General features: G+C 74.6%; 22 protein-coding genes and 4 riboswitches. Of the genes, 10 read left to right on the top strand and 12 right to left on the bottom strand.

The features are described 5' to 3' along the window. Positions 1 to 81: 81 nt before the first annotated feature. The gene (locus ABZX40_RS31535; RefSeq protein ID WP_356162757.1) at positions 82 to 2,817 is read right to left on the bottom strand and encodes a prenyltransferase/squalene oxidase repeat-containing protein; all 2,736 of its coding nucleotides are present in this window, start codon (positions 2,815 to 2,817) and stop codon (positions 82 to 84) included. Positions 2,818 to 2,935: 118 nt separating this feature from the next. Next, a riboswitch (cobalamin riboswitch) is annotated at positions 2,936 to 3,072 on the bottom strand. 93 nt (positions 3,073 to 3,165) lie between these two features. Further along, positions 3,166 to 3,241, top strand: a riboswitch (cobalamin riboswitch). A gap of 110 nt (positions 3,242 to 3,351) precedes the next feature. Here ABZX40_RS31535 and ABZX40_RS31540 point away from each other — a divergent pair. Further along, on the top strand, positions 3,352 to 4,785 hold the full coding sequence (locus ABZX40_RS31540; RefSeq protein ID WP_355733639.1) for a prenyltransferase/squalene oxidase repeat-containing protein: 1,434 nt from the start codon (positions 3,352 to 3,354) through the stop codon (positions 4,783 to 4,785). 58 nt (positions 4,786 to 4,843) lie between these two features. On the opposite strand, the gene ABZX40_RS31545 is transcribed toward ABZX40_RS31540, so the two are convergent. Next, positions 4,844 to 5,347, bottom strand: coding sequence for a DUF4430 domain-containing protein (locus tag ABZX40_RS31545; protein ID WP_355733636.1), 504 nt, complete (start codon positions 5,345 to 5,347; stop codon positions 4,844 to 4,846). Positions 5,348 to 5,448: 101 nt separating this feature from the next. Further along, positions 5,449 to 5,568, bottom strand: a riboswitch (cobalamin riboswitch). A gap of 154 nt (positions 5,569 to 5,722) precedes the next feature. After that, positions 5,723 to 5,822: riboswitch (cobalamin riboswitch) on the top strand. A 63-nt stretch (positions 5,823 to 5,885) separates the two neighbouring features. Between ABZX40_RS31545 and ABZX40_RS31550 the strand changes: the two genes are divergently transcribed. Continuing rightward, entirely contained in the window at positions 5,886 to 6,296 is a 411-nt protein-coding gene (locus tag ABZX40_RS31550) for a (2Fe-2S) ferredoxin domain-containing protein (RefSeq protein ID WP_355733634.1), read from the top strand. A 70-nt stretch (positions 6,297 to 6,366) separates the two neighbouring features. After that, positions 6,367 to 7,074, top strand: coding sequence for a (2Fe-2S)-binding protein (locus tag ABZX40_RS31555; RefSeq protein WP_355733631.1), 708 nt, complete (start codon positions 6,367 to 6,369; stop codon positions 7,072 to 7,074). Between the two features lie 95 nt (positions 7,075 to 7,169). On the opposite strand, the gene ABZX40_RS31560 is transcribed toward ABZX40_RS31555, so the two are convergent. Genes ABZX40_RS31560 through ABZX40_RS31575 form a run of 4 tightly spaced genes read right to left on the bottom strand, consistent with a single transcriptional unit; the run spans position 7,170 to position 10,806 of the window. Further along, on the bottom strand, positions 7,170 to 8,387 hold the full coding sequence (locus ABZX40_RS31560; RefSeq protein ID WP_355733628.1) for an ABC transporter permease: 1,218 nt from the start codon (positions 8,385 to 8,387) through the stop codon (positions 7,170 to 7,172). Further along, positions 8,384 to 9,109, bottom strand: coding sequence for an ABC transporter ATP-binding protein (locus tag ABZX40_RS31565; RefSeq protein WP_355733626.1), 726 nt, complete (start codon positions 9,107 to 9,109; stop codon positions 8,384 to 8,386). Before ABZX40_RS31565 ends, ABZX40_RS31560 begins: the two co-directional genes overlap by 4 nt. Then, entirely contained in the window at positions 9,106 to 10,164 is a 1,059-nt protein-coding gene (locus ABZX40_RS31570) for a peptidoglycan-binding domain-containing protein (RefSeq protein ID WP_355733623.1), read from the bottom strand. The genes ABZX40_RS31565 and ABZX40_RS31570 overlap by 4 nt, the downstream gene beginning before the upstream one ends. Next, a complete protein-coding gene (locus tag ABZX40_RS31575) occupies positions 10,165 to 10,806 on the bottom strand; it encodes a hypothetical protein (protein ID WP_355733620.1) in 642 nt (213 codons plus the stop codon). 134 nt (positions 10,807 to 10,940) lie between these two features. Between ABZX40_RS31575 and ABZX40_RS31580 the strand changes: the two genes are divergently transcribed. The 4 genes from ABZX40_RS31580 to ABZX40_RS31595 all read left to right on the top strand — a co-directional run bounded on the left by ABZX40_RS31580 (position 10,941) and on the right by ABZX40_RS31595 (position 14,463). Then, complete coding sequence (locus tag ABZX40_RS31580; protein WP_355733617.1) at positions 10,941 to 11,624, top strand: response regulator transcription factor; 684 nt, start codon at positions 10,941 to 10,943, stop codon at positions 11,622 to 11,624. Positions 11,625 to 11,692: 68 nt separating this feature from the next. Continuing rightward, positions 11,693 to 13,138, top strand: a complete 1,446-nt coding sequence (locus ABZX40_RS31585) for a HAMP domain-containing sensor histidine kinase (RefSeq protein ID WP_355733922.1) — start codon at positions 11,693 to 11,695, stop codon at positions 13,136 to 13,138. After that, entirely contained in the window at positions 13,135 to 13,677 is a 543-nt protein-coding gene (locus ABZX40_RS31590) for a hypothetical protein (protein WP_355733614.1), read from the top strand. Before ABZX40_RS31585 ends, ABZX40_RS31590 begins: the two co-directional genes overlap by 4 nt. 177 nt (positions 13,678 to 13,854) lie before the next feature. Further along, on the top strand, positions 13,855 to 14,463 hold the full coding sequence (locus ABZX40_RS31595; RefSeq protein ID WP_355733611.1) for a hypothetical protein: 609 nt from the start codon (positions 13,855 to 13,857) through the stop codon (positions 14,461 to 14,463). Between the two features lie 6 nt (positions 14,464 to 14,469). Here ABZX40_RS31595 and ABZX40_RS31600 read toward each other — a convergent pair whose 3' ends face one another. After that, entirely contained in the window at positions 14,470 to 15,711 is a 1,242-nt protein-coding gene (locus tag ABZX40_RS31600) for a cytochrome P450 (RefSeq protein ID WP_355733919.1), read from the bottom strand. Positions 15,712 to 15,842: 131 nt separating this feature from the next. Beyond that, positions 15,843 to 17,069 carry a hypothetical protein gene (locus tag ABZX40_RS31605; RefSeq protein ID WP_355733609.1) on the bottom strand — a complete coding sequence of 409 codons (1,227 nt, stop codon included), beginning with the start codon at positions 17,067 to 17,069 and terminating at the stop codon, positions 15,843 to 15,845. 363 nt (positions 17,070 to 17,432) lie between these two features. On the opposite strand from ABZX40_RS31605, the gene ABZX40_RS31610 reads away from it, so the two are divergent. Further along, positions 17,433 to 17,834, top strand: coding sequence for a hypothetical protein (locus ABZX40_RS31610; RefSeq protein ID WP_355733607.1), 402 nt, complete (start codon positions 17,433 to 17,435; stop codon positions 17,832 to 17,834). A 71-nt stretch (positions 17,835 to 17,905) separates the two neighbouring features. Here ABZX40_RS31610 and ABZX40_RS31615 read toward each other — a convergent pair whose 3' ends face one another. The 4 genes from ABZX40_RS31615 to ABZX40_RS31630 form a co-directional block, all read right to left on the bottom strand. Beyond that, on the bottom strand, positions 17,906 to 18,676 hold the full coding sequence (locus tag ABZX40_RS31615; RefSeq protein WP_355733604.1) for a M23 family metallopeptidase: 771 nt from the start codon (positions 18,674 to 18,676) through the stop codon (positions 17,906 to 17,908). A 30-nt stretch (positions 18,677 to 18,706) separates the two neighbouring features. Further along, a complete protein-coding gene (locus ABZX40_RS31620; protein ID WP_355733601.1) occupies positions 18,707 to 19,603 on the bottom strand; it encodes an NlpC/P60 family protein in 897 nt (298 codons plus the stop codon). Positions 19,604 to 19,679: 76 nt separating this feature from the next. Further along, the gene (locus ABZX40_RS31625) at positions 19,680 to 20,429 is read right to left on the bottom strand and encodes a sigma-70 family RNA polymerase sigma factor (RefSeq protein WP_355733599.1); all 750 of its coding nucleotides are present in this window, start codon (positions 20,427 to 20,429) and stop codon (positions 19,680 to 19,682) included. A gap of 47 nt (positions 20,430 to 20,476) precedes the next feature. Beyond that, entirely contained in the window at positions 20,477 to 21,133 is a 657-nt protein-coding gene (locus ABZX40_RS31630) for a M15 family metallopeptidase (RefSeq protein ID WP_355733596.1), read from the bottom strand. A 352-nt stretch (positions 21,134 to 21,485) separates the two neighbouring features. Here ABZX40_RS31630 and ABZX40_RS31635 point away from each other — a divergent pair, with 352 nt between their 5' ends. Next, entirely contained in the window at positions 21,486 to 24,761 is a 3,276-nt protein-coding gene (locus ABZX40_RS31635; protein WP_355733593.1) for a BTAD domain-containing putative transcriptional regulator, read from the top strand. 57 nt (positions 24,762 to 24,818) lie between these two features. Then, positions 24,819 to 25,277, top strand: coding sequence for a hypothetical protein (locus ABZX40_RS31640; protein ID WP_355733590.1), 459 nt, complete (start codon positions 24,819 to 24,821; stop codon positions 25,275 to 25,277). Positions 25,278 to 25,294: the final 17 nt, after the last annotated feature.

Here is a 25,294-nt window from a genome sequence, read left to right on the forward strand (position 1 = left end):
CTCGTCGCAGGTCCCCGCTCGCCCCCGCACGAGGAGCACCACCATGTCGACGAGCCAGCCCATCGACTCCGTCACCGCCGGTCACACCCCCGACCCGAGCACCAGCAGCGCCGCGAGCGCGGCCAGCGTGGTGACCTGTACGCCGGTCGAGGCGAGACCGCCCCCGCTGCCGCCGTCGGCGGAACCGCCCGACTCGCCCGGCGTCACGATGTCCGGGGTGCCGCCGCTGCGGCTCGGGCTCGGGCTCGGACTGGGGCTCGGCGTGGGCTGCGGTGAGGTGCCCTCCAGGGAGCGTTCCAGCAGGCCGAAGGAGATCCCGGTGGAGCCGCCGACCGCCTGGGTGGAGGCACGGAGGTCGGAGCCACGCTGCCCCTCGGCGGCGACATTGAACCCGCCGTCGTCGTTCTGCTGGGCGGCCAGGAACTTCCGCGCGGCGGCGATCTCGTCGGCGTAGGCGCCGGCGTCCAGGGACAGGCCCTGGATCGCGAGGGCGGTGGAGTTCACCGAGGTGCCGACGCTGCTCTCGAAGCCGCCGCCGGGGCGCTGCTTCCCGGCGATCCACTCCAGCGCGTCGGCGACGGCCGCGTCCTCGCCCGCGAGGTCCAGGGCCATGGCGGCCATCGCCGTGGAGTCCACGTCGGAGTCGCCGGTCGCCGGGATCAGGCTGGGCCAGGCGCCGCTGTCGTGCTGGAGGCCCGCGAGATAGGCGACCGGCCCCGCCGCGGCCTCCTCCTCGCCCGCCCTGAGCTGGGCGATGATCCCCAGGGACTGGGAGAACACCGAGGTGGCGTAGGTGTAGTTGCCCTCGGCCGCGCAGGAGCGGTCCGGTGCCGCACTGGCCTCGGCGCACACGGCCTTCTCCAGCGCGGCGATCAGATCCTGCCCCGCGAAGTCGCGCGGATCGCGCCCGACGGACTCGGCGAGCACCGCGGTCTTCCCGATGAAGCCGCCCGAGGCGTACTCGGTGCCGATCTTCATGTAGTCGCGGATCGTCCGGCCCTCGCCGTCGGTGCCCCGGTCGTCCAGGAAGTCGACGATGCCGCGCAGCTTGTCGTTGTCCAGGCCGGTCGCGGCGAGCGCGTAGGCGCCGTCGATGGTCAGCCCGAAGTCGGCGCGGGAGGTACCGGGTCCGGCGGTGTAGTAGCGGCCCTGCTTCAGATTGTCGGCGCTGGTGAGATAGGCCACGCCCGCCGCGAGGTCGGGTCCCCCGCCGGGCGGCGGGGGCGTCGTCCCCGGGCCGCCGGTGGGTGTCCCGGTCGGCTCGCGCTCCTTGACCGTCAGATCGGCGAGGCTCTTGCCGGTCCCGGCGACGACGGCCAGCGAGGTCGGATAGAGCTGCGGGTCGGTCTGGGCCTCCTCGAAGCCGAAGCCGCCGCTCCCGGTCTGCTCCCGCGACAGCCAGCCCACGGCCGCGTCCGCCCGCTCCTTCTCCCCGAGCGCGCGCAGCGCCTGTGCGGCGTACGCGGTGCCGATGACACCCGCGCTGGGGGAGCCGGTGTAGGCGGGGAAGGCACCGTCCGCGCGCTGGTTCTTGACGAGATAGGCGCGGGCCTTGCCGACGGCGGTGTCCTGGCCGCCCGCGGCGTGCAGCGCCAGGGCGGCCAGACCGGTCGTACCGGCGTCGCCGTCGCAGTTCTCACCGGGCCGGATCAGCACGCTGGTGACCCCGCCGTCCCGGCACTGGAGCTGCGCGAGCCGCTCGACGGTGACGGCGGGCGGCTCCTCCTCGGCGCGCACCAGGGCCAGCACGGCGAGGGACTGGCCGTCGGTGTACCCGGCGTCGCCGAAGTCGCCCTTGGCGGAGCAGCCGGGGGTGGGCTGCCCGGACTCGGGGCCCGCCGGGCAGATGTGCGCCACCAGGTCGCCGATCAGATCATGGCCGCCGAAGTCCCTCGGATCGCGCTCGGTGACCGAGGCGAGCAGCGCCAGCCGGGCCGCGTTGGTGGCGTCGGGCGCCTTGTCCGTGCCGTTGGGGTAGGCGAAGGGGCCCGCGGTGGACGTCAGGAAGTCGGTGACCTTGCCGAGGGCCTGGCTGTCCCCCTCGGCGGCGGCCAGCGCGTAGGCGGTCTGCACGGTCAGGAAGTGATTGGGGTCGGTGGCACCCTCGTCCACGATCCGTTCGCCGTCGGTGAGACGGCCCTTCAACCAGGCGGCGGCGCCCGGCACATCGACCGCGCCCGGGGCGCCGGTCAGGGTCGGACCCGGCGTCGGGGTGGACCCGCCCTCCGCCCGTACGTCGTCGGGGGAGAACGTGGGACGGCCGGTGGAGCCGCCGACATCGGTGCCGCCGAACACCCAGGCGTCCACGTCACCGTCGCTCAACTTCCGGTCCATGGCCCCGTACTGCGAGTAGGACCAGTCGTCGTCGCCGGGCTTCGCCACCCAGTACGACCAGTAGGCGGTGGCGGGCGGGGTGAGGACGCACGACTCCTTGTCCGGGGTCGGGTACTGGGTGCCGGTGCGTCCGTGGCCGATGCGGCAGATGAAGGCCGGGCCGTCGTGGCCGGTGCCCGCGGTGGTGAACCCGCCTTCGTGCAGCAGCTCGTAGCCGGTGGTGGGGGTGGTGTCGCAGCCCCGCTCGACCGAGCCGCCGAACGGGCCGAAGTCGACGGCGACGATCGAGCCCCGGGTGGCCGTGCACGCGCCGATGGGGTCGGCCGTGGCGGGGGAGGAGAGGGTGAAGAACGTCACGCAGGCCGCGACCAGCGTCAGCAGCGCCGTCCCGGCCGCCGGCCAGGGCCCGGGTCTGCCGCCGCCCGTACCGTCGGCGCCCGTGGATCCGGGCCGCCGCCGCTCTCTTCGCTGTCCGGTCCGCATCGCGGCCCCCCTCGTCCGGTCCGGCGGGGACGGGGAACGTGGGGCAGGCCCTCGCCGTGCCGGGCCGGAAACCCGCGCGGGAAGGGGTCGCACCACGCCGTAGTCCGCGACGGCGTCTGTTGCTCGATCACGCTCCAGGCATTCCGGCTCGCCCGGCGCGGGGCCGGGCCTACGGTTGCGGGTCAGCGCCGGACTTCGACCGGCTTCCCCTGGAACTCGTTGCGTATCAGGCGGATTTGAGCACGGTTCGCGAAGGCCGTCAAGGTGCGGCAGAAACCCCGGTGCGGGGTGATTTAGACCCTATGGCGACCGCACCTGGGGTCGGGTACCGTCCCGCACTGCCGAGTGGGGGAACCCGGTGCGAATCCGGGGCTGACGCGCAGCGGTGTGGAACGGCGGGAGGCCGTTCCGAGCCCGAATGCCCAATCGGCCGGTACTTTCCGGCAGCCCGTTCACGCGTCCCGGACGGCGGCTCCCCGTCACGGCCGTCCGGCCGGGGCGGGGCGTCGGCGTCCCTGATCCCAGGAGCACGCCATGGCCCCGCACACCCTCCACCGCCACCGCCACCGCATCCGGCGTCGGCTCACCCTCACCTCGGCCGCCGCCCTCGGCGCCTTCGCCCTCACCACCCTGCCCGCCGCGGCCACCGCCACCCCCGCCCAGATCGCCACCTCCAAGACCAACGGGGTCGCCTACCTCAAGACCCTCCAGGCCGCCGACGGCTCCTACGCCGGGTCGGGGCTGTCCAACGAGTGGGCGTTCAGCGCCTTCGCCGCGGCAGGCACCGCCGCCGTGGACGTCACCCCGGGCGGCGACACCACCAAGAACGCCAGAACCGTCTACCGCACCCTGCTCTCCACCAGCGGCTGGCCGTCCGCCTCCCCCGTCGTCACCGACTACGAGCGCGCCACCCTCAACGCCTACGCGGCCGGCATCGACCCGGCCCGCGTCTCCGCCTCCCGCAATCTGATCGCCGAGATCTACCGCTACTGGCAGACCGCCGAACCCGGCTACTTCGGCCCCTCCGCCACCTTCAACGGCACCGTGTTCGCGGCACTCGCCCTGAACGGGGCGAAGACCCAGGCCGGTCAGGTCCGGATCCCGCAGGCGCTGCGGGACGCGATCGTCACCCGGCTGCGCGCCAACCAGCACAACGACGGCGGCTGGAACTACAGCAAGGCCGAGGGCAACCCCACCCAGCTCGCCGCCGCCGGCGACATCGACATGACCGGCGCCGCGATGGCCGCGCTGTGCGTGTCCGGCGTCCCGAACACCGACCCCGACATCACCCAGGCCAAGGCGTTCCTCAAGAGCAAGCTGGTCGCGAACAGCGGTGCCTTCAACGCCATGTTCGGGGTGAACACCGACTCCAACGGCTGGGCGGTGTCCGGCCTCAACGCCTGCGGCATCAACCCGCAGACCGGTGACTTCCTCACCTCCCTGGGCAAGACCCCGGTGGACTTCCTCATCGCCCAGCAGTTCAACCCGGGCGGCGGCTTCAAGTACCTCCCCACCGACACCGCCCCCTCCGCCTACGCCTCCATCGACGGGCTGCGCGCGGTCGCGGGCGGCGGCTTCACCTCCGCCCCGCCCGTCCCCACCACCGCCGGTGCCCCGCAGTGGGTGGGCCAGAGCACCTTCACCTCCGGTACGGCGACCCGGCTCGCCCTGACGGTCGACGACGGCGCCGGCGGCCTCAAGGTGTGCTCGGTCGCCGTCACCCCGACCGGGACGACCACCACCCTGGGCGCGGTCCTGGACGCGGCGACCACCGCCGCCACCCCGGCAGGCTGTGTCACCTCGGTCACCCCGGCCTCCGGCACCGGCCCGGTCACCGCGGTCAACGGCAAGGCCAACAGCGGATCCAGCACCTGGAAGGTCAGCATCGACGGCTCGGCGTTCACCGCGGCGACCCGGCAGACCACGGTCAATGTGGGCGACACCCTGGCGGTGCGCTGGGGCGCCTGACAGCCGTGCGGGCCGGGGACGCGGCTGCCGCCGTCCCCGGCCCGCACGGGCGGTACGGCTAGAACGCGGTCCAGGTGAAGGCGACCTTGTCCCCCGCGTTCAGCTCGAACTGGCAGCCGCCGACCGGGGTCGGGGTGCCGTTGACGGAGATGTTCCAGTAGGCGACCCCGCCGCCGCTGACGTCCTTGATGGACTCCACGAAGAAGTCCTCGAAGGACGGGTACCAGCTGCCGTCCCAGGTGAAGTGGTGCTTGCGGGCCGCGTCGTCGAGGGCGGCCGTGGGCGTCGGCACGGCGCTGGGGTGGGCGCCGCCGTTGGTGCCGTCGCATCTGTGGGTGCCGCCGGTGGCGGTGGTCACCTCATGGCCCTTCGTCCGGACCTTCCCCTTGAACAGCAGCCCGTCGGGGCCCTGCACGGTGAGGGAGACCCGGACCGGGGCGTTGGTGTTCACCGTGGCCGGGTCGGCATGGGCGACGGCCGGGGCGGAGGCCAGGGTGAGCCCGAGGACGGATGCGGCGATCAGGGTGCGGGACGAGCGGGGAGCGAGGGTGGAGCGGCGCATGAGATGCCTTCCTGGTGACGGAGGGCCGGCCGCGCGGCAGGGAGCCACCGGCCCTGACAGGGCGGTGTCTCCCGGCTTCACGCTGCGGACCATGACAGGGGGAAGCGATAGGTCACGCACGCCGGGTATCCCGACTCACGGCCGTCCCACGGCCGTTCACGGTTGCAGGTCAGCGCCGGATTCCCACCGGCTTCCCCCGCACGTGCGCCTCTTCTGTTGTGGTGCCCGGCCCCTCGGGACCGGCCGCGGTGATGCTACCGGGACGACCCGTCCGGAAACAGTCACTTCGGAAAGCCGCTCCCGCCCGACCCGAGGCCCTCTGGGACACCGCCCGCCCGGATGCGATGATGATCGCGGACCAGGCGACGGCGGTCCGAGGAAGCCGGTGAGAATCCGGCGCGGTCCCGCCACTGTGACCGAAGCGCGCACCCCGGCCGACCCACCACCGGACGCCCGCCTCGGCAGCCAGACACTCATACGCTGTCGCCTCCTCGACGGACCCCGGGGCGGATCTCCCCGGAGAGAGGCAGGGCGTGGCATGACCACGACTCCGGCCGAACGGCCGACCCGCACCACCGACCCCGCACCACCGGCACCCTGCCGGATCGTCGTCTGCCGTGACTGCTGCTGCGGCAGCCCCAAGGTGACCGGCGTCGACCACGCCGCCCAGACCGCCCGGCTGCGCTCCGGCGCCCCGGTCCGGATCTCCGACTGCCTCGATGTCTGCGACCAGGCCAATGTGGTGGTCGTCCAGCCCTCCGCCGAGGGCCGGGCCGCCGGAGGCCACCCGGTGTGGCTGGGCCTGGTCAACGACCCCGACGCCACGGAGGACATCCTCACCTGGGTCCGCTCCGGCGGCCCCGGCGTCACACCTGCGCCACCGATCCTGGACCTGTATGTGTTCCGCCCACCGCGGCGCGGGGCGACCCCCGTCGGGGAGGAGCAGTGAACGCCCCGGCACCCGGCCCGGCGGAAGGCCGTGAACACCCGGTGTGGCACCGCCCCTTCGGGGCGCTGAGATGAACACCCCCGCCCCCGGCCCGACCCCACGCGCCGCCGTCCCCGCCGAGACCGTGGCCCGCGCCCTCGCCGACGTAGCCGCCCTCGGCGGGTTCTTCAGCCTCCCCACCGAAGGCCCCGCCACCGGCTGGCACCCCGTTCAGGAGTCGTACGACCGCGGCTTCGGGGATCTGGCGCGCGCGGTCGCCGACCGCTACCGGACCGGGGAACTCCGCGTCGGCGTCTCCATCGCCCACCTCGGTCACGCCGCCCGGCTCTGGTCCCCGGCGCTGGCCTGCGCCCTGCTGCACGGCATCGTCCTCGATCTCACCTCCCTCCAGCGGGCCGACGACGGGCCCCGTCTGCGACTGGCGCGGCCCTCCGGCTGGTACGCCGACCGGCTGCCCGACCCCGCCGCCGCCCTCGGTGACCAGGTCGCGGCCCAACTGCGGGCCTTCGCCGCCGGACTGGACACCAAGGTCGCGCCCCGCCTGCTGGACGGCAACTCCGGGTCCGCCCTCGCCGAAGCGGCCCGCGCCCTGCTGGCCGCCCACCCCGGCCGACGGGCCCCGCTCACCGCCCTCGCCGGTGACCTGCTCACCCGGGGACGGCTCGCCGGGACGGGCCGCTTCACCGGAGCGGACCTGGCCTTCCGCCGCCGCAGCTGCTGTCTCTACTACCGCACCCCGGCCGGGGCGAAGTGCGGTGACTGCTGCCTGGGCGGCTAGGGGGAGTCCGACGGATATCCGGGCGGCGAGCGCGCGTGCCGGGCGTCGCGACGCCGCGGAGATCCGTCGGACACCCTCTGGCCCCGCTCGTCCGGTCAGGTGCCGTTCAGCGCCACCGTCGGATGCAGCCGTGACGCCCGCACCGCCGGATACAGACCCGCCAGGGCCCCGATGAACAGCGTCGCGGCGAGACCGCCCGCCGGGGCCCAGAGCGGCACCACCGGCCGCCAGTCCTGGGCGAGCGCGAAACCGTACGTGGCGGCCGTGCCCAGCAGCGCGCCCGCCGCCCCGCCCAGCGCCGACAGCAGCAGCGACTCCATCAGGAACTGCGCCCGCACCGCCCCCCGGGTGGCCCCGAGCGCCCGGCGCAGCCCGATCTCCTGACGGCGCTCCAGCACCGAGATCACCATGGTGTTGGCCACCCCGACCCCGCCGACCAGCAGCGCCACCGCCCCGAGGCCCAGCATCAGCGCGGTCAGACCCCGGTCCGTGGCCGCCTTCGCGGCGAGCGCGTCCGAGGGCCGGGACACCTTGATGTACCCCTCCGCGCCCGGACTCACCGTGCGCGCCAGCACCGCCCGCACCTCCTCGACCGTGGCGTCCGGCGACCGCTCGAACACCATCGAGGGATGCCCGTCGAAACCGAAGTACTTCTCGGCCGCCGGGAAGCCGACCAGGGCGACCCGGTCCAGCGTCGGCACCAGTTCCACCGGCTCCAGGATCCCGACGACGACCATCCGCTCGTCGTTCATCACGATCGTCTCGCCCGGCGCGGTCACCCCGAGCCGCTCGGCGGCCAGCGCGCCCAGGACGGTCACCGGGAGCCGCTCGCTCGCCCGGTCCAGCCACACGCCCCGCGCCACCCCGGCGCCCAGCGCGGTCAGCAGATCGGTGCGGGCCGCCTGCGCGGTCACCCCCGAGGTCCGCTCCGGCGGCACCACATCGCTGCGCCGGATCCGGGCGTCGACCTGACCGGTCGCGGTGGCGTGCTCGACCGGGCCGATCCGCTCCACCATCGCCACCGCCGACTTCGGCAGCCGGACCTCCCGGGCCCCGGTGTCCGGGACCACCTCGGCGGTGAGCAGATTGGTGCCGAGCCGGTCCAGCCGGGCCATCAGATCGGCCTTGCTGGACTGGGACAGCCCCACCACCGCCACCATCGTGGCGATGCCCAGCGCGATGCCCAGCGCGGACAGCACCACCCGGGTGCGCCGCGCCCGCAGCCCGACCGCGCCCAGCCGCAGCACATCGGCCGGGAGCAGCCGCGACGGCTCGGGCGGCGCGGGGTGCGCGCGTTCCCGGGTCCTCGTCACCGGACCTCCCGGTGAGTGCTGGTGTCGGCGACGATCTCGCCGTCCCTGACCTGGATCCGGCGCGGCAGCGACTCCGCGACCCCCGGGTCATGGGTGATCACACAGATCGTGGTGCCGGCCGCGTGGAGTTCGCGCAGCAGCCCCATCACCGTCCGCCCGGACGCGCTGTCCAGCGCGCCCGTCGGTTCGTCCGCCAGCAGCAGATCCGGCGCCCCGACCAGCGCCCGCGCGATGGCCACCCGCTGTTTCTCGCCGCCCGACAACTGGGCGGGCCGGTGCCCGAGCCGATGCTCCAGGCCGACGCGTTCCAGCGCGGTACGGGCCCGCGCCCGGCGCTCCCCGCGCGGCACGCCCGCGTACAGCAGCCCGTCCGCCACATTGTCGAGCGCGCTGCCGCCCTCCGCGAGATGGAAGTGCTGGAAGACGAACCCGATGTGCCGGGCGCGCAGCGCGGACAACTGGGCGTCGGTGAGCGCGCCCACCTCGTGCCCGGCGACCCGGACCGTGCCCGAGGTGGGCCGGTCCAGGGTGCCGACGACATGCAGCAGCGTCGACTTACCGGAGCCCGACGGCCCCACGATGGCGAGGAGTTCACCGGCCCCGACGGCGAGGCTCACCCCGCGCAGGGCGTGCACCCCGCCCGCGTACGACTTGGTGACGCCGCGCAGTTCCACGACCGGGGCGGGGGCGGCGTCCCGGACCGGGGCGGGGGTGGCGTTCATGAGCGGGCCACCCCGACCTTCGTCCCCTCGGCGATCCCGGCACCGCTCACCTCGATCAGCCCGTCGGCCGTCATCCCGGTGGTGACCCGCACCATCCGCGCGGTGCCGCCCGCCACGATCTGGAGGCCGTAGCCGCCGTCCGCGCCGCGCAGCGCGACGATCGCCTCCACCGGCACCGCGAGCACCTCCTCGCGGCGCTCGCTGACGAACCGCACGCTCGCGCTCACCTCGGTGTCCTCGCCCTCGACGGCCTCGGCCCCGCCGTCGAGGGCGATCTCCACGGTGATGCCGTTCTGCGCCTCCTCCTCCGCCTCCTCCGGCCGGGCCGTCCCCTCGACCTCACCCGCCTCCGTCGACCCACCGGGCAGGGTCACCTCCACCCGCGTACCCGGCGCGGCCAGCGACCCATCGGCCTGGTCCAGCAGCGCCCGCACCACGGGCCGGGTGGACGCCACGGTCAGCACGGCGGTGTCCGGGCCGACCTGGTCGGCGAGCGCCGCGTCGGCCCGCACCACGGTCACCTCCTCCGGTTGGAACACCACATCACCCCGGCCCACCCGGCCGGTCGGCGTGCGGTTCAGATCCGTCTGCCAGCGCTTCACGGCCGCCGCCGTCACCTCGTCGTACCGGGGATCGACATACAGTCCCTGCCCGTACCCGAGGGCGACGAGATTGCGCTCCAGTTGCAGGACATCGCTGCCCCGGTCACCCGCCCTCATCTCGCGGAACGCCGGTACCGGGCCGTACAGCAGCGTCACCGGCTTGTCGTTCAGCTCGTACAGCGCCTGGCCCCGGCGGACGGTGGCGCCCTCCTCGGCGGCCACCGTCACCGTGCCCTGAACCGGTGCCTTGACCGGGCGGCGCTGCGCGAAGTCGATCCGCCCGTCGACCGTCTTCGACTGCTCCAGATCGGTCCGGGTGACGGCGACCGTGTCCGGCGGCAGCGCGCTCCCGGCGTCCGGGGCGTCGCCGCCGCGCCCGCCGTAGGCGACCGCGCCCAGCGCCGCCGCGGTCACCGCGGCGCCCGCGATCACCACTCCCTTGCGGCGTCGCATCTACTGCATCCCGTCCAGACCTTCGAGCAGCTTGCCCTTGCACGCCGCGCGCGCCTCCCGGTACGTCGGTGAGTCCCGGTCGATGACCGGGCTGGCGGGGCTGGGGTCGCCGCCGGGCATGACCCCGCCGCCGGACATCGTGGGATTGGTGAACCGGGACACCCCGTTGTCCCGCATGCACTTCGCGTGCGCGAGCATCGACTCGAAGTCCCGCTGCGGATCGCGCGGCGGCTCAAGACCCATCGCCTCGGACATCTCCGGGAAGCACACCGCGTCCCTGCCGCCCTTGTACTCCTCGCCGCCGCCCTCCGGGTCGACGACCTCGTCGATCTTCGCCCAGTCGAGATACCCGCTCAGCCGGGGATCGGGGAAGTCCTCGACACCGCCCTTGGTCCGCATGCACTCGACGTACTTCATCTGCGCGTCGTAGAACGCCCCCTTGTCGGCGGCGGGCGGGGACGACGGGGCGGGGGCCGGGCCGGTCCCGCCGGTGGCCGCTTCGTCGGGGACGGAGGCGATCGGCTCGTCGCCCGCCCCGTCGTCCCCGCCGACGCACGCGGCCGAGAGGACGAACAGCGGCACCGCCAGCGCCGCGGCGAGCCGCAGCCGGGAGCGCCGGCGGAAGGTGTGGTGAGTGGTCATGCCCCACACCGTCGGCCCCGCACATGGTGACCCGTCCATCGCCGCATGATGAACGCGTAACAATGCGCCGCCCGACCGCCCCGGCCCGCCACCAGGGCTCTGATCAGCGCAAACCGTCCCGCATAATCGGCTGCATGCCCCATGTGCTGCTGATCGAGGACGATGTCTCCGTACGCGACGGCATGGAACTCGTCCTGCGCCGCCACGGCTACGAGGTCCGTACCGCCGCCACCGGCGAGGCCGGGCTCGCCCTGCTCGCCGACCCCACCACCGCCGAGATCGCCGTGCTCGATCTGATGCTGCCCGGCATCGACGGCTTCGAGGTGTGCAGGCGGCTGCGCGCCACCGGCTCGACCGTCCCGGTCATCATGCTCACCGCCCGCGGCGACGACACCGACATCGTGCGCGGCCTGGAGGCGGGCGCCGACGACTATGTCGTCAAACCGGTGACCGCGCCGGTCCTGGAGGCCCGTATCCGCGCCGCCCTGCGCCGCGCCGAGCCCGCCCGCGGGGCACCCGGGGAGCAGCACGCCGGGCTGGTCATCGACCGTGCCGGACTCACCGTGACCAAGCGCGGCACCCCGATAGCCCTGCCCCCGACCGAACTGCGGGTGCTGCTGGAGCTGTCCGCCTCCGCCGGCCGGGTCTTCACCCGCGAGCAACTGCTGCGCTCGGTCTGGGACCACGGCTTCCTCGGTGACTCCCGCCTGGTCGACGCGGCGATCGGCCGCCTCCGCGCCAAGATCGAGGACGTTCCCGCCAGGCCCCGCTACATCCAGACCGTCCGGGGTTTCGGCTACCGGTTCGGGCCGGTGTGAGGGCCGTGGTGAGGGCGGTGACGAGGGGGCGGGACGGGGGCCCGGAGCGCGCGGGGCGTGATGGTGCCGTGCGGCGGCGCCGCAGGAGCCTCGGTGGGCTGCGCGCCCGGCTCGTCGTCGCGTTCGTGCTGGTCGCCGTCGTCAGCGCGGTGACCGCGACCGCGCTCGCCTACCGCGAGTCCCGCACCGCCGTGCTCCAGCGCAAGCAGGACGCCGTCCGCGACGACTTCCGCCACCGGATCGAACAGGCCGCCGCCGACTTCGACATCCCGCCCGACGAGGTGTCCCTCACCCGCCTCGCCACCGCCCTCGCCGACGGTCTGGGCCGGGGCGCCGTCGTCGTCGCCGAGTACCGCTCGCTGACCGCCGCCTCCGACGCCCGCGCCGACCGCACCCGGATCGGCCCCGCCCTGCGCGAGGCCGTCGGCACCCGCAACCGGCTGAGCTTCCAGCGCGTGGAGTGGCGGGGCGGCCCCTACCTCGTCCTTGGCACCCCCGTCACCCTCGACACCGGCGCCCCCTCCGGCCTCGACGTCTACGCCATCACCTCGCTGCACGCCGAACGCGACGACACCGCCGGTCTCCTCGCCGCCGTCCGCGACGGCCTCGCCCCCGTCGTCCTGCTCGCCGTGCTCCTCGCCCTGCTCGCCGCCCGTACCGTGCTGCGCCCCGTCCGTGAACTGGGCCGCGCCACCCGGCGGCACGCCACCGGCGACCTCGGCACCCGCGCCCATGTCCGCGGCAACGACGAACTCGCCCTGCTGGCCGCCGACTTCAACGACACCGCCGACGCCCTGGAACGCTCGGTCGGCGAACTCCGCGACCAGGAGGCCCGCGCCAAGCGCTTCGTCGCCGATGTCTCCCACGAACTGCGCACCCCGCTCGCCGCGATGACCATGGTCGTCACCGTGCTGGACGAGGAGGCCGCCCGGCTGCCCCCGGACGCCGCCCACGCCGCCCGCACGGTCAGCGCCGAGACCGCCCGGCTCACCCGGCTCGTCGACGACCTGATGGAGATGTCCCGCTTCGACTCCGGGGCCGCCCGCCTCCACCTCGCGGACACCGACCTCGCCGAAGCCGTCCGCGCCACGCTCTCCCTGCGCGGGTGGACCGGCCGCGTCCGCACCGACCTCCCCGAGGGCATCCGCGCCTCGGTCGACCGGGTCCGCGTCGATGTCACCGTCGCCAACCTCGTCGGCAACGCCCTGCGGCACGGCGCCGACCCGGTGACCGTCACCCTCACCGCCGACCGGGACCTGGGCCGTGTCACCCTCACCGTCACCGACGAGGGCCCCGGGCTGCCGCCCGAGGTCCTCGCCCGGGTCTTCGACCGCTTCTACAAGGCCGACAGCGCCCGCACCCGCTCCGAGGGCAGCGGACTGGGCACCGCCATCGCCCTGGAGAACGCCCGGCTGCACGGCGGCACCGTCGAAGCCGCCGACCGGCCCGGCGGCGGCGCCGTCTTCACCCTCCGGCTGCCCTGGCGGACCTCGGCCGAGGAGACCACCCCATGACCCCGCCCCGCCGATTCCGCCGCCCCGCCTGGACGACGGCCCTGCTCGCCGCCGCCACACTCAGCGCCTGCGGAGTCCAGCCCACCGGCGTCCTCGACGGCGGCGACCCCGCCGGGGGACTCACCAAAGGACTGCGGCTGTACTTCGTCACCCAGTCCGGCCGCCTGGAAGCGGTCTCCCGCCCCGAGATCCCGGTATCCGCCGACCCCGACGATCTCCTCGGCGTCCTCAAGCTGCTCATGGGCGGCCCCACCCCGGCGGAACGGGCCTCGGGGCTCACCACCCTGGTGGAGAGCGGACGCTTCCAGGTGAGCACGGGGGACCGTACCGTCACCCTCGACATCGTGGCGCCCGACCTCGATCCCGACTCCCCGCGCGACCGCAACATGACCGGCCAGCTGGTGTGCAGCCTGGCCCGCGCCAGCGCCATGGCCGACCCCAGCGGCGCGACCCGCACCGACGACATCCGGGTGACCGTACGCCCCAGCTCCGGCCCGTTGGTCACCCACGTCTGCTCGGACTTCCTGGGCACGGGCTGAGCCGAGCCCGGACCGGGGAGTTCTGGGACGGGGCGCGGCACGCGCTGCATCCGACCCCGGGGACCCTTCGGACGGGGCACGGCAGGCGCCGAGTTCCGCCCCGGCGTACCCTCCCGACCAAAGGCACGGCACCGCACGGCACGGCACCGCACAGCACCGCACGGACGGGAGCGCTCGATGCTGTTCACCCGGGAAGCCCTGGACAAGATCGCCTCCGGCGAGACCGACCTCGCCTTCCGCAGCTGGCGCAGACCCGCCGTACGCCCCGGCACCCGGCTGCGCACCGCCGTCGGACTGATCGAGGTCACGGCCGTCGAACCGGTCGCCGCCGACGCCGTGACCGCCCGCGACGCCCGCCGCGCGGGCTACCCGGACCGGGCCGCCCTCCTCGCCGACCAGCGCGCGGACGACGACCGGCGCCTGTACCGCGTCACCCTCCGCCACGCCGGTGCCGACCCGCGCACCGCCCTGCGCGAGGACACCGCCCTCGGCCCGGACGCGCTCGCCGCGGTCGTCGCCGCGCTCGACGGCATCGACGCCCGCAGCACCCGCGGCCCCTGGACCCGGACCGTCCTCGGCCTCCTCCACGACCACCCCGCCACCCGGGCCGCCGATCTCGCCGCCCGCGTCGACCGCGACACCCTCCCCTTCAAGGCGGACGTCCGCCGCCTCAAGGAACACGGTCTGACCGAGAGCCTCGACATCGGCTACCGGCTCTCGCCGCGCGGCGAGAAGGTGTGGCGCCACCTCCAGGAGCGGGACGGGGACGACACGCCCCGCTCCTGAACCCCGTCACCCCCGCTCCTCCACCTCCACCACACAGTGCCGCAGCTCATAACTGCCGATGCCGTCGATCCAGCCGATGGACGGCGGGCTCGCCATCCGGACGCCGGGCAGCGCGAACAGCCGGCTGAGGAAGACATCCGTCTCCAGCAGTGCGATATGCAGCCCCGGGCACTTGTGCGGGCCGTCGCCGAAGGCCAGCCCCGGTGCCCCGGCGCCGTCCCCCATGGCACGGCCCGGACGCAGACAGCGCGGCCGGGAACCCACGGTCCGCTCATCGACATTGGTGTGGTCGAGCAGGATGTCGATCCGGTCACCGGCCGGTACGGTCACCCGCTCGCCGTCGGCGCCGGGCAGGACCAGAGGTTCGGTGGTGCGGCGGCTGAGCAGGCCCACGACCGGCTCCAGCCGCAGGATCTCCCCGAGCACCGCCAGCCGCCCCGGCTCGTCCGCCGCCCGGTAGTGCGCCAGCAACCCGGGTTCGGAGAACAGATGCCAGGCCGCCGCGCTGATGAACTCCCGGGTGGTCACCATCCCGGCCGCCGCGAAGGTGATGCACTCGCCGAGGATCTCGGTGGCCGAGCAGCCCTCGTCGAGGAGATGCGAGATCAGATCGTCCCGCCGGGCCCGGCGCCGCGCCCGTACCGCGGGCCGCACATCCCCGGCGTACACCCGCAGCCAGTTGGTGTTCTGGCGCAGCGTCCAGTACAGGCCGTGCAGACTGGTCACGCCCGGGGTGCCGAAGCGCTCCGGGAAGAAGCGGTTCAGGCGCTCCTTGATCCCGGGGCGGCTGTCGGTCAGCCCGATGACCTCGCAGGCCACCTGGACCGCCAGATCGAAGCTCAGCTCGGACAGCCGGGCCCGGCCGTCCGCGCGCAGCCGCTCGATCTGCTCGTCGGCGACCCGGACCATCGTCGCCCGGTAGTGCTCGTCCACCCGGCGCGGGGTGAAGAACCGCGCGGTCTGCCGCCGGTGCTCACGGTGCTCGGGCCCGTCCCGGTAGAGCACCGGGCGCCGGATGCGTGACGGCAGCTTCGACACCATCTCCACGCCCAGCCCCGCCTGCACGGTCGCCGTGCTGCGCAGAACGGCCCGCGCCTCGTCGTAGCCGCGCACCACCCAGACCCCGTCCCCGCCGTCCGCGACCGGGCACTGCGCGGACGGCAGCCCGCGCTCGATCCGGCGGAACCCGAACCCCCGGTCCGCCCCGGTGACGTCGGTCTCGCGCGACTCGCCCTCCTCGCCGCCCATGAGCGGCACCTCCCTCTCCTCGGTGGGCCGTACTGCGAGGTCCCTTCCCGTCCGGGCGAGAGGGAAAGCGGGCGGCGCGGGGGGCGCGCGGAGAACCGGCCACGCGTCACCGGCGCCGCCCGCGCCGGGGGTCAGCAGACCGGGACGCCGGGCACCTGGTTCTCCGGCACGCTCAGATAGACGTTGGTCATATAGCCCCCGTACTGCGGGAGATACGCCCACCAGTCATTGGTGTACGGGGGAACGCTCACCTGCTGGCCGCGCCGCTGGCAGCCGACCAGCACCTCGGCACCGGCGGGCAGCGTGGTCAGCGCGCCGGACCCGGTGGTCGCCCCCGACCGCACCCGCACGCCGCTGCCCCAGGTGCCGACCCAGGTACCGGAGGGGCGGGTGGCGCCGGGGACGTTCAGCGACCGGGTCAGCCGCCCGATGTCGGTGTACGCGCGGCCGTAGGCGGTGCCGGCCGGGTGCAGGGTGAGCACGGCGACGATCGTCCGGTCGCCCGCGCCGACGACGCCGGTGGTGTGCAGGGCGGGGCGGGTGAGATCGACGTCCGCCGCGCCCTCGGCGCTGGATACGGGGGCCTTGGTGCCGGTGCCGGTGCTGGGAATCGGGCCGGAGCGGGCCGTCGCCGTCGCCGTCGTCGCCGTACAGCCGCCCGAGGTGAAGCCCGACCAGCCCTGTTTGACCGCCCAAGGGCGTTCGAAGGCGCCCGGGATGCCGAAGTGCTGGTCGTAGCCGTCGGTGGCGCAGCGGGTGGAGCCGCGCAGGCCGGTCATGAGGTGGTCGCGGACGGCCGCCGGGGCGGTGTCCAGGAGATGCCGGTAGACCGTCACCGTGTCCCGGGCCGACAGCGCGGTGTAACCCCAGTGGCCGGGGTGGGTGGCCGGTGGGCGGGCGGTGTCGGTGAGGCCGAGCCTCGCCACCATCCGGTCGATGATCGCGCCGCCGCCGTTGGCCGCCCAGAGGGCGCTGGCCGCGCTGTCGTCGCTGCCGCGCAGCATGCTGTCGATCCGGGCCCGGTCGGCGGCCGGGAGGGCGTCGGGGGAGCGGCCCCAGAGCAGATCCAGGGCGATCAGCAGCTTCACCACCGACGCCGACCGGAACTGCCCGGCGGAGTTGAGCTGCTCGGTGAAGGCGCCGGTCCGCCGGTCGAAGACGGCGACGCCCGCCGTCACCCCGGCCGGGACCTCGGCCCGCGCCGCGCGGGCGGGCTCCGGTGACCCGGCGGTGGCGGTGGCGCTGGTGGAGGCGGTGGCGCCGACGAGAGCCGCGAGGGCGGCGGCGCACACGGCCGCCCGCAACACGCCCCGTGCGCCGCTCAGCCTGCTCGGCATGCCCAGCATCATCATGGTCATGGTCGTCGTCCCTGGGTCGGTGGGTCGGTGGGTCGGTGGGTCGGTGGGGGAGCTGCGTGCGGGAGGTGCGGTGTGCCCGTACCTCCCGCAGGACGGCGGTACCGGGCCCGCCGTATGAGACCCGCCCAGGGAAACCCTTCGTCCACGGCCTTCTCACACGGCCTTCTCACAGGCCCTCTCATACGACCGCCCCGCCCCGACCGTCCCCCGGGTGCGGACCGTACGCCGTCGCCGCCCGAGCCCGGACGGCCCGGCGGGGTCCGCCCCCGCACTGTCCACGCACGTCCGCGAACTGCCCACGCACTCACTGCCACGCACTGTCCGCAGCCCGGTCCCGGGCCCGCCCCGAGGGAGCACCCACCCATGGCGCCCACCGCGTTCCGCCGCGTCACCACCGCCCTCGCCGTCGGCGCCGCCGCCGTCACGGCCCTCGCCGTCACCACCTCCGGCACCGCCCACGCGGGCGCCGCCGGGTTCTATGTCTCGCTCCGGACCCACAGCAATGTCCGCACCGCGCCGAACACCCAGAACACCCCCGTCCTCAACACCGGCCCCACCACCGACCGGTACCACCTGGACGGGGTCTGCTATGTCCGGGGCCAGCGCGTCACCGCGGGCGGCTACACCACCGACGTCTGGTACCGGGGCACCGTCCATGACTCGGTGATCGGCTCCGGCGGCCCGTACCGGGGTGTCCATGTGTGGGGCGGCAATGTCAACATCGGCCAGGACCCCTCCGACTCGGTCGGCGTCTGCGCCAACTGAACCAACGCCGTGCGCCGAAAACTCTGGGCCGGACGGTTCGCCGTCCGGCCCAGGGGCCTGTCACCCTCCCGTCAGCACTCCCTCACCCCGGGCAGCCAGGCCGCCGGGTGGTCGATGTAGATATTGCTGATGTAGCCGCCGAGCGCCGGGATGTACGCCCAGGCGTCATTGCTGTGGCCCTCGGCGTTGACCGTGTCACCGCGCTTCTGGCACTCCACGAAGACCGGCGTGGGCCCGGTCAGCGTCCGCACCACGGCCGCGTTCAGCCGGGCGTCGGCGCGCACCCGCACCCCGGTGCCCCAGGTGGTGAAGTTGGTGCCGGGCGTACCGCTGCCCGGGGTGCAGGGCAGCCCCACCCCGCGCTCGGCGAGATACGGCTTGGGGTCCATGCCCCGGGTGCTGGAGGTGGAGCTGTGCGCCTCGAAGTGCAGATGGTTGCCGGAGGAGTCGCCCTCGGACCCCATCCGCGCGATCAGCTGACCGCTGCTCACCCGCTGGTTCACGGAGACCAGCCGCTCGTACATGTGCCCGTACTCGGTGACCGTGCCGTCGTCGTGGCGGATCCGGATCCACTGGCCGTAGCCGCTGGCGGTACCGGAGACGATGACCGTGCCGGGGCCGGTCGAATGGATCGGCGTACCGCGGTTGTTGGCGATGTCGACGCCGTCATGACCGGAGTGCCACCACTGGGTGACCGTCCCGGCCGCCGGACAGGAACCGGCGTAGCCGGTGGGGGCCGCGGGGGCGGCCTGGGCGGTGCCGGCGGTGAGCGGCACCAGGGCGGTCGCGGCCACGGCGGCGGCGAGCAGCCCGAGGGAGAGGGAACGCTGGTGTACGCGCATGACGAAGGCTCCTCGGAACGGGGTGTGCGGTCAGCAGGACGGGACGCCGGGCAGCCAGGCCGCCGGGTCGTCGATGTAGATGTTGGAGATCCAGGCCCGGTACGCCGGCAGATACGACCAGGCGTCATTGCTGTGGCCCTCGGCGTTGACGAGTTCGCCCCGGGTCTGGCACTGCACATCCACCGCGGTGGGTCCGGGCAGCCGCCCCACCACCGGTTCGCGGGTGTGGGGCTCGGGCCGCAGACCGACCCCGGTGCCCCAGGTCATGAACCGCTTCGTACCGGCGGGCGGCTCCTCGCCCCCGGTGATCCGCAGCGCCCCCGCGTACTGCGCGTTGAGCCGTACGTCGCTCACCATCACCTGGGTGCCCGACTCGCGGGCCTCGACCATCCTGCCGCCGCCGAGGTAGAGCGCGATGTGATGGACGCTGCCGAGGTCGGCCGGGTTCTTCGCCCAGAGCAGCAGATCGCCCGGCGCCAGGGGGCCGAGACCCTGGTCCCGGGTGAAGCGGGCGGTGGCCCCGCTCCAGCGCGCCTGGTTCCAGGACCCCTCCGGGAGCGCGATCCCGGCGCCCTGCCAGGCCGCGTACTGCATCAGATGCGAGCAGTCGAAGCCCTTGACCTGGCTGTCGTTGCCGCCCGGCCCGCCCCCGGGGTAGTCCTGACCGTAGGTCGGCCCGTGGATCGACCCGCCGCCCCAGGAGTAGGGCACCCCGATCTGGGAGCAGGCGGCGTCGATGACGGCCTGAGCCTGCGCGGACGCGTCCGCGAGGGAACGGCAGTCGGCGGAGGTGGCGGAGGTGGCGGAGACCGGCGTGGCGGCGGCAGCGGTCGCCGCCGCTGTCGCCGTACAGGTCAGCGCGGAGACGAGCAACAGCGCGGAGGCTGAGGCCATGGCCCTCGCCGGACTGCGGGTGGTGCGGCGCATTCGGGTTCCCCCTGAAGTGGTTCGTGTGCGGAACGGTTGACGCGGCGGGCGCGGCGGCGGCCGGAATCGCGCCGGTTCACCGGGAACGGCCGGTCGGTCCGGTCCGGGTGACCGGCGCGGGCCGCCCGGCCCCGCCGGTACCCGCGGCCGGGCCGGGCTCCGCGCCCGGCGCAGGGGAGACGGACGGGGCGGCCGGTTCGTATGCGTCGAGGGTGGCCCGGATCTTGGCGAGTCCACGCATCCGGTTGCGCTGCACCGTGCCCCGGTGGGCGCCGAGCCGCCGCGCCGCCGCGTCGTGCGTGAGGCCCTCGATGTCGATCAGGATCACGGCCGCCGCCTCCTTCGCCGACAGCCCCCGCAGCAGCGCGGTCGCCACCGCCTCGGCCTCCCGGCGCGCGAACCCGCCGTCCCAGCCGCGCTCGGGCAGCCGGTCGGTGCAGCGCTCCTGGCGCGAGGGATGCCGCCACAGGTCGCGCAGCAGATTCAGCGCCGCCGCACAGGTGTAGGCGTACGGCTGCTGCTGCCGGACCAGGGTCCGGGAGCGGGCCCGGCGCGAGAGCCGCAGATAGGTCTCCTGCACCAGGTCGTCGGCGTCGTGCGGATTGCCGGTCAGGGCCAGCAGCCGGCGCCGCAGCCGGGGCATCACCGCGGTGAACGCCTCGTCGAACTCGTCGGCGGTCATCCGGTCGGTGAGCGCGGCGGCGTCCGTGGCGCCGATGAGGGGTGCCGGTCCGCCGGGCGTGCGCGCGGCGGCCGGTCCGGTCGGGTGGTCGGTCATGGGCGACGGCATGGTCAGGGTCGTCGCCGCGACGCAGGTGCTCTCCATGGTGTTTCCCCCGGTTGTCGTGCCTGTACGGATGTCCGTGTCGCGTGCTAGCGGCCCGGTTCGGCGGGCCCGTAGCGGGCCGCGGGCGCCGCGGTCATCAGCGCCCAGTAGCGGTCCCCGTACGACCAGTGCCACCACTCGGTCGGATAGTTGACGAACCCGGCGGAGGTCATCGCCCGGCCGAGCACCGCCCGGTTGGCTCGGGCCCCGGCGTCCAGTCCGGGTGCCTCGGTGCGGCAGCGGCCCTCGCTCTCCTCGGGCGTGGCGTTCACCTCGGTGCCGAGCGGGAGTTCGATGCCGTCGGCGGTGCACAGGGTCAGGTCCACCGCGCCGCCGCTGACGTGCGGGGCGACCTCCGGCGGCGATATGTAGGCGCTGGCCAGCTCACGGATCCGGGCGGGCCCGGCCTCCGGGTGCGTGGCGCGCAGGGTCGCGGAGTAGGCGTCGAAGTAGCGGCGTTGCAGCGCGGGCGGCCGGAAGCCCTCCACCAGCAGCAGATGGACGCCGGAGGGCAGCGCGCCCTGGGCGAGCAGCAGCCGGCGCAGCACATCGGCCCGCACCCGGGCGTACGAGCCGTCGCCGTCCGCCTTCCGCGCGTCGACCCGCAGTGCCGCGCTCGTCCTTACGTCGATCAGGGGTTCACCGGTGTCGGCGACCGCTGTCGCGGCCACCCGGGGATCCGAGAGCAGGATGATGTCAGTCACGCTCAGAGCGTGGCGGGGTGCTCTGCAAGAACGATGCAGAAGCTCTGCAAGGCCCTTCCAGGATTTCACGCGGGGATGCTTCCTCCTTGGGTACGGACTTTCCGGGCCGATTTCGCGACCCGCTCATACGGACAGCCGTTCCCTACCGTCCTGACGGTGTCCAGACAGTGAAAATAAGACAGTCTCCTTTTCGAATGAGGGGGAATTAGCACCGGACACCCAGCGCTTTTCGGCCACTTCCTGTCCTGACCGCGCCGCCACCGCACAACCGGCGACGCGGTAATCGGCATGCCCGTCCGCACCGGCCGGTATGTTGTGCCCGACGTGCGGGAACGTGAAGTCGGGGGACACGGTGGACGTTCGCCTGCTGGGGCCGGTCGAGGTATGGAGCGGTGGCCGGAGAATTCCGCTGGGCGGTGCGAAACCGACCGCCATATTCGCCGCGCTCGTCGTCCATCTGGGCGAACTGCTCTCCGCCGGACGGCTGGTGGATCTCGTCTGGGAGGAAGAGCCGCCCGCCACCGCCCGCGCCCTCGTCGCCTCCCATATCTCCGGACTGCGCCGCGCCCTGGCCGGGTGGGAGGGCGCCGACGCCGTCCGCACCCGCTCCCCGGGCTATGTCGCCGAGTTCCCGCCCGCCGCCGTGGACGCCCGCCGCTTCGCCGCCGCCTGCGCCGCCGGACGGGACGCGGCCCGCGCCGGACGCTCCGAGGAAGCCGTCGACACCCTGCACACCGCCCTGCGCCTGTGGCACGGCCGGGACGCCCTGGAGGGGCTGGGCCAGGGCTTCGCCCGGGTGGAGGCGCTGCGGCTGACCGAACTGCGGCTGGAGGCGGCGGAGTTCCGCTTCGCCGCCGAACTCGGCCTGGACCGCCGCTCCGACCTGGTCGCCGAACTCGTCGCCCATGTCGCCGCCCACCCGCTGCGCGAACGCCCGCGCGGCCAGCTGATGACCGCCCTGTTCCGCACCGGCCGCGCGGCCGACGCCCTGCGCTGTTACGAGGAGGGCCGCCGCCTGCTCCGCAGCGAACTCGGCGTCGACCCCGGCCCCGCACTGCGCGCCCTGCACCACGCCGTGCTCCGCGCCGACACCGCCGTCCTCGGTACGGCCCCCCGCCCCGCCCGTACGGCCGACCGCGCCCCCGCCCGCACCGGCGACCGCCTGCCCGCCCCCACGGCCGACCGCGTCCCCGCCCAGGCCGGTCCGCCGCAGGACCCCCCGCCGTCCTCCGCCACTCCCCGCCCCGCCGTCCCCTCCCAGCTCCCGCCCGACGTGGCCGACTTCATAGGGCGCCGGGAACAGATCGCCTGGGCCACCGCCCTCCTCGAACAGGTCCGCGACCCGCGCCGCACCGCGCCGCCCGTCGGGGTGATCTCCGGCCGCTCCGGCACCGGCAAGACCGCCCTCGCCGTCCATGTCGGCCACCGCACCGCCGCGCTCTTCCCCGACGGACAGCTCTTCGTCGATCTGCGCGCCGCCGACTCCGAACCGGTACGGACGGCGGACGCCCTCGCCCGGCTGCTGCGCGCCCTCGGCATCGACCCCGACACCCCGGCCCGCGACGAGGAGGACCTCCTCGGCCTGTACCGCACGCACATCGCCCGCCGCCGCGTCCTGCTGATCCTCGACAACGCCCTCGGCGAGGCCCGGCTGCGCCCCCTGCTGCCGCCCGGCGGCGGCTCGGCCGTCCTGGTCACCGGCCGCCGCCGTCTGATGGCCCTGGAGGGCGCCGTCCATCTCGACCTGGGTGTCCCCTCCGAGGCCGAGGCGCTGGACCTGCTGGCCCGGGTCGCGGGCCCGACCCGCCCCACCCTCGACAGGGACCGGGCCGCCGAGATCGTCACGCTCTGCGGCCGTCTGCCGCTCGCGGTCCGTATCGCCGGTGCCCGGCTCGCCGCCCGCCCGCACTGGACCCCGGCCCGGCTCGCCGCCCGGCTCGGTGACGAGCGCCGCCGCCTCGACGAACTCCGGGCGGGCGACCTGGAGGTCCGCGCGAGCCTCGGCCTCGGCTACGCCGACCTCGACGCCCAGGAGCAGCGCGCCCTGCGCCGGCTGGCCCTGATGGACCTGCCCGACTTCGCGGCCTGGGTCGCCGCCCCGCTCCTTGGCATCACCGAACACGCGGCGGAGGACGCCGTGGAACGGCTGGTGGACTGCCACTTCGTGGAGGTCGTCCGCACCGACGAGACCGGCCGCACCCGCTACCGCATCCACGACCTGGCCCGCGAACACGCCCGCGAGCGCTGCCTCGCCGACGAGGACCCCACCGAACGGGAGGCGGCCGTGAGCCGCCTGGTCGACCGCTGGCTCGCCATGGCACGCGGCGCGGCGGCGAGGGGGCCGGGAGGAGCGTCGCGGCTGCTGCCGGGGCAGGGGGAGGGGGCGGCGGGTGCGGTGGGCGTGACCGGTGCGCTCGTGCGGGAGCCTCTCGCGCCGGGGCCCGCCCACCCCGAGCCACTCCGAGCCACCTCCGACACCCCCACGGAAGCCGACGACCCCGCCGCCTGGTTCGCCGCCGAGCACCACTGTCTGCTCGCCGCCGTCCTGCACTGCGCCGAGCACGGCATGTCCGGGGCCGCCCGGGAACTGGCCGCCGCCCTGATGGCCGCCTCCGCCGCCCTCTACAACCGCTTCGACGCCTGGTTCCGCTCCCACCACGCCGCCCTGGACGCGGCCCGGCGCGGCGGGGACGTCGAGGGCGAGGCATGGCTGCTGCACGGGCTGGGCCAACTCCGCCTGGAACAGGACCGGTTCGACGAGGCGTACGCCTTCTTCGCCACCGCGCTGGCCCGCTTCGAGGAGCGCGGCGTACGCCGCGGCCGGGCCCAGGCGCTGGCCGGTATGGGCACCGCCCGCCGCGAACAGGCCCGCTTCACCGAGGCCCTGACCCTGCTCACCGCCGCCCGGGAGCACTACGAGGAGCCGGGCGACCGGGCGGCCAGGGCCCACGCCCTCTACGGCATCGGCTGCGTCCACCGCGACCAGGGCCGCTTCACCGAGGCATGGGACGCGCTCAGCGAGGCCCACCGCCGCTTCGCCTCCGACCGCGACCGGCACGGCGAGGCCCTGGCCCTGCGCGGACTGGGCCTGGTGCACCGGGCGCGCGGCGACCTCCCGCAGGCCGAGGCCCTGCTGCGCGACTCCCTCGCCCTCTTCGACGCCACCGGCGACGCCTTCGGGGTGATGTACGCCAGCCAGTCCCTCGCCAAGGTCGAGTTCCGGCAGGGCCGCACGGACCGGGCCCGGCAGCGCCTCGACCGCTGTCTGGAGATCACCCGGGAACGCCAGGACCTGTTCGGCGAGGCCCTGGTGCTGCGCACGCTCGGCGAATGGCGGCTCGCCACGGCCGACCCGGAGGGCGCGACCGGCACCCTGCGTGAGGCACTGGCCCGCTGGGACCGACTCGCCCTGCCCCTGTGGCGGGCCCGCACCCTGCGCGACCTCGCCCGCGCCGCCCTGGCCCTGGGCGAGCACGCGCGATCCGAAGCCCTGGAGGCCGAGGCCCACCGGATCTTCACCGACCTCGGCAGCCGCGAGGCCCACGAACCCCTGGCACCCGCCGACCCCTCACCGGCGCCCGCGACCGCCAGTCATACGGAGCGCCCCCACCCCCCGTCGGGTGGATGACCGGCGCGGCACCCGCCGCCCGCCACCACCGTCCACCGCCGGGAGAGGACCCCCACCATGACCCCCACCATGACGCCCACCATGACCCCCACGACGACGACCCGCACCACGCCCCGCCGCCCCCTGCGGGTCCTGGCCGGACTGCTCACCGCCACCGCGTCGATCCTCCTCGGCCTCGCCCAGCCGGCCGCCGCGCACCCGCCGAGCGGCTCGGTCCACATCTGGGCCTCCGACGTCCGCGTCCGCTCCTGCCAGAGCACCTCCTGCGACCTCGCCACCACCGAACGCCTCACCCGGGTCACGGTGAAGGCGTACTGCCAGCTCGACGCCGGTGAGTCCGGCCGGGTGACCGACGGCCCCTACACCAACACCTACTGGGTCCAGATCATCACCCCGGGCCGGTCCCTGGGCTGGATCTCGGCCGTGTACGTCAGCGGCGGCTCCGACAACCGGCCGGTGCCCGGCGCCCCCGTGGACAGCCTCTCCGACCCGACGATCGACTGCGAGTACATCTGACCCGACCGGCCCCGCAC

Source organism: Streptomyces sp. NPDC004610 (assembly GCF_040609715.1).
GTDB lineage: Bacteria > Actinomycetota > Actinomycetes > Streptomycetales > Streptomycetaceae > Streptomyces.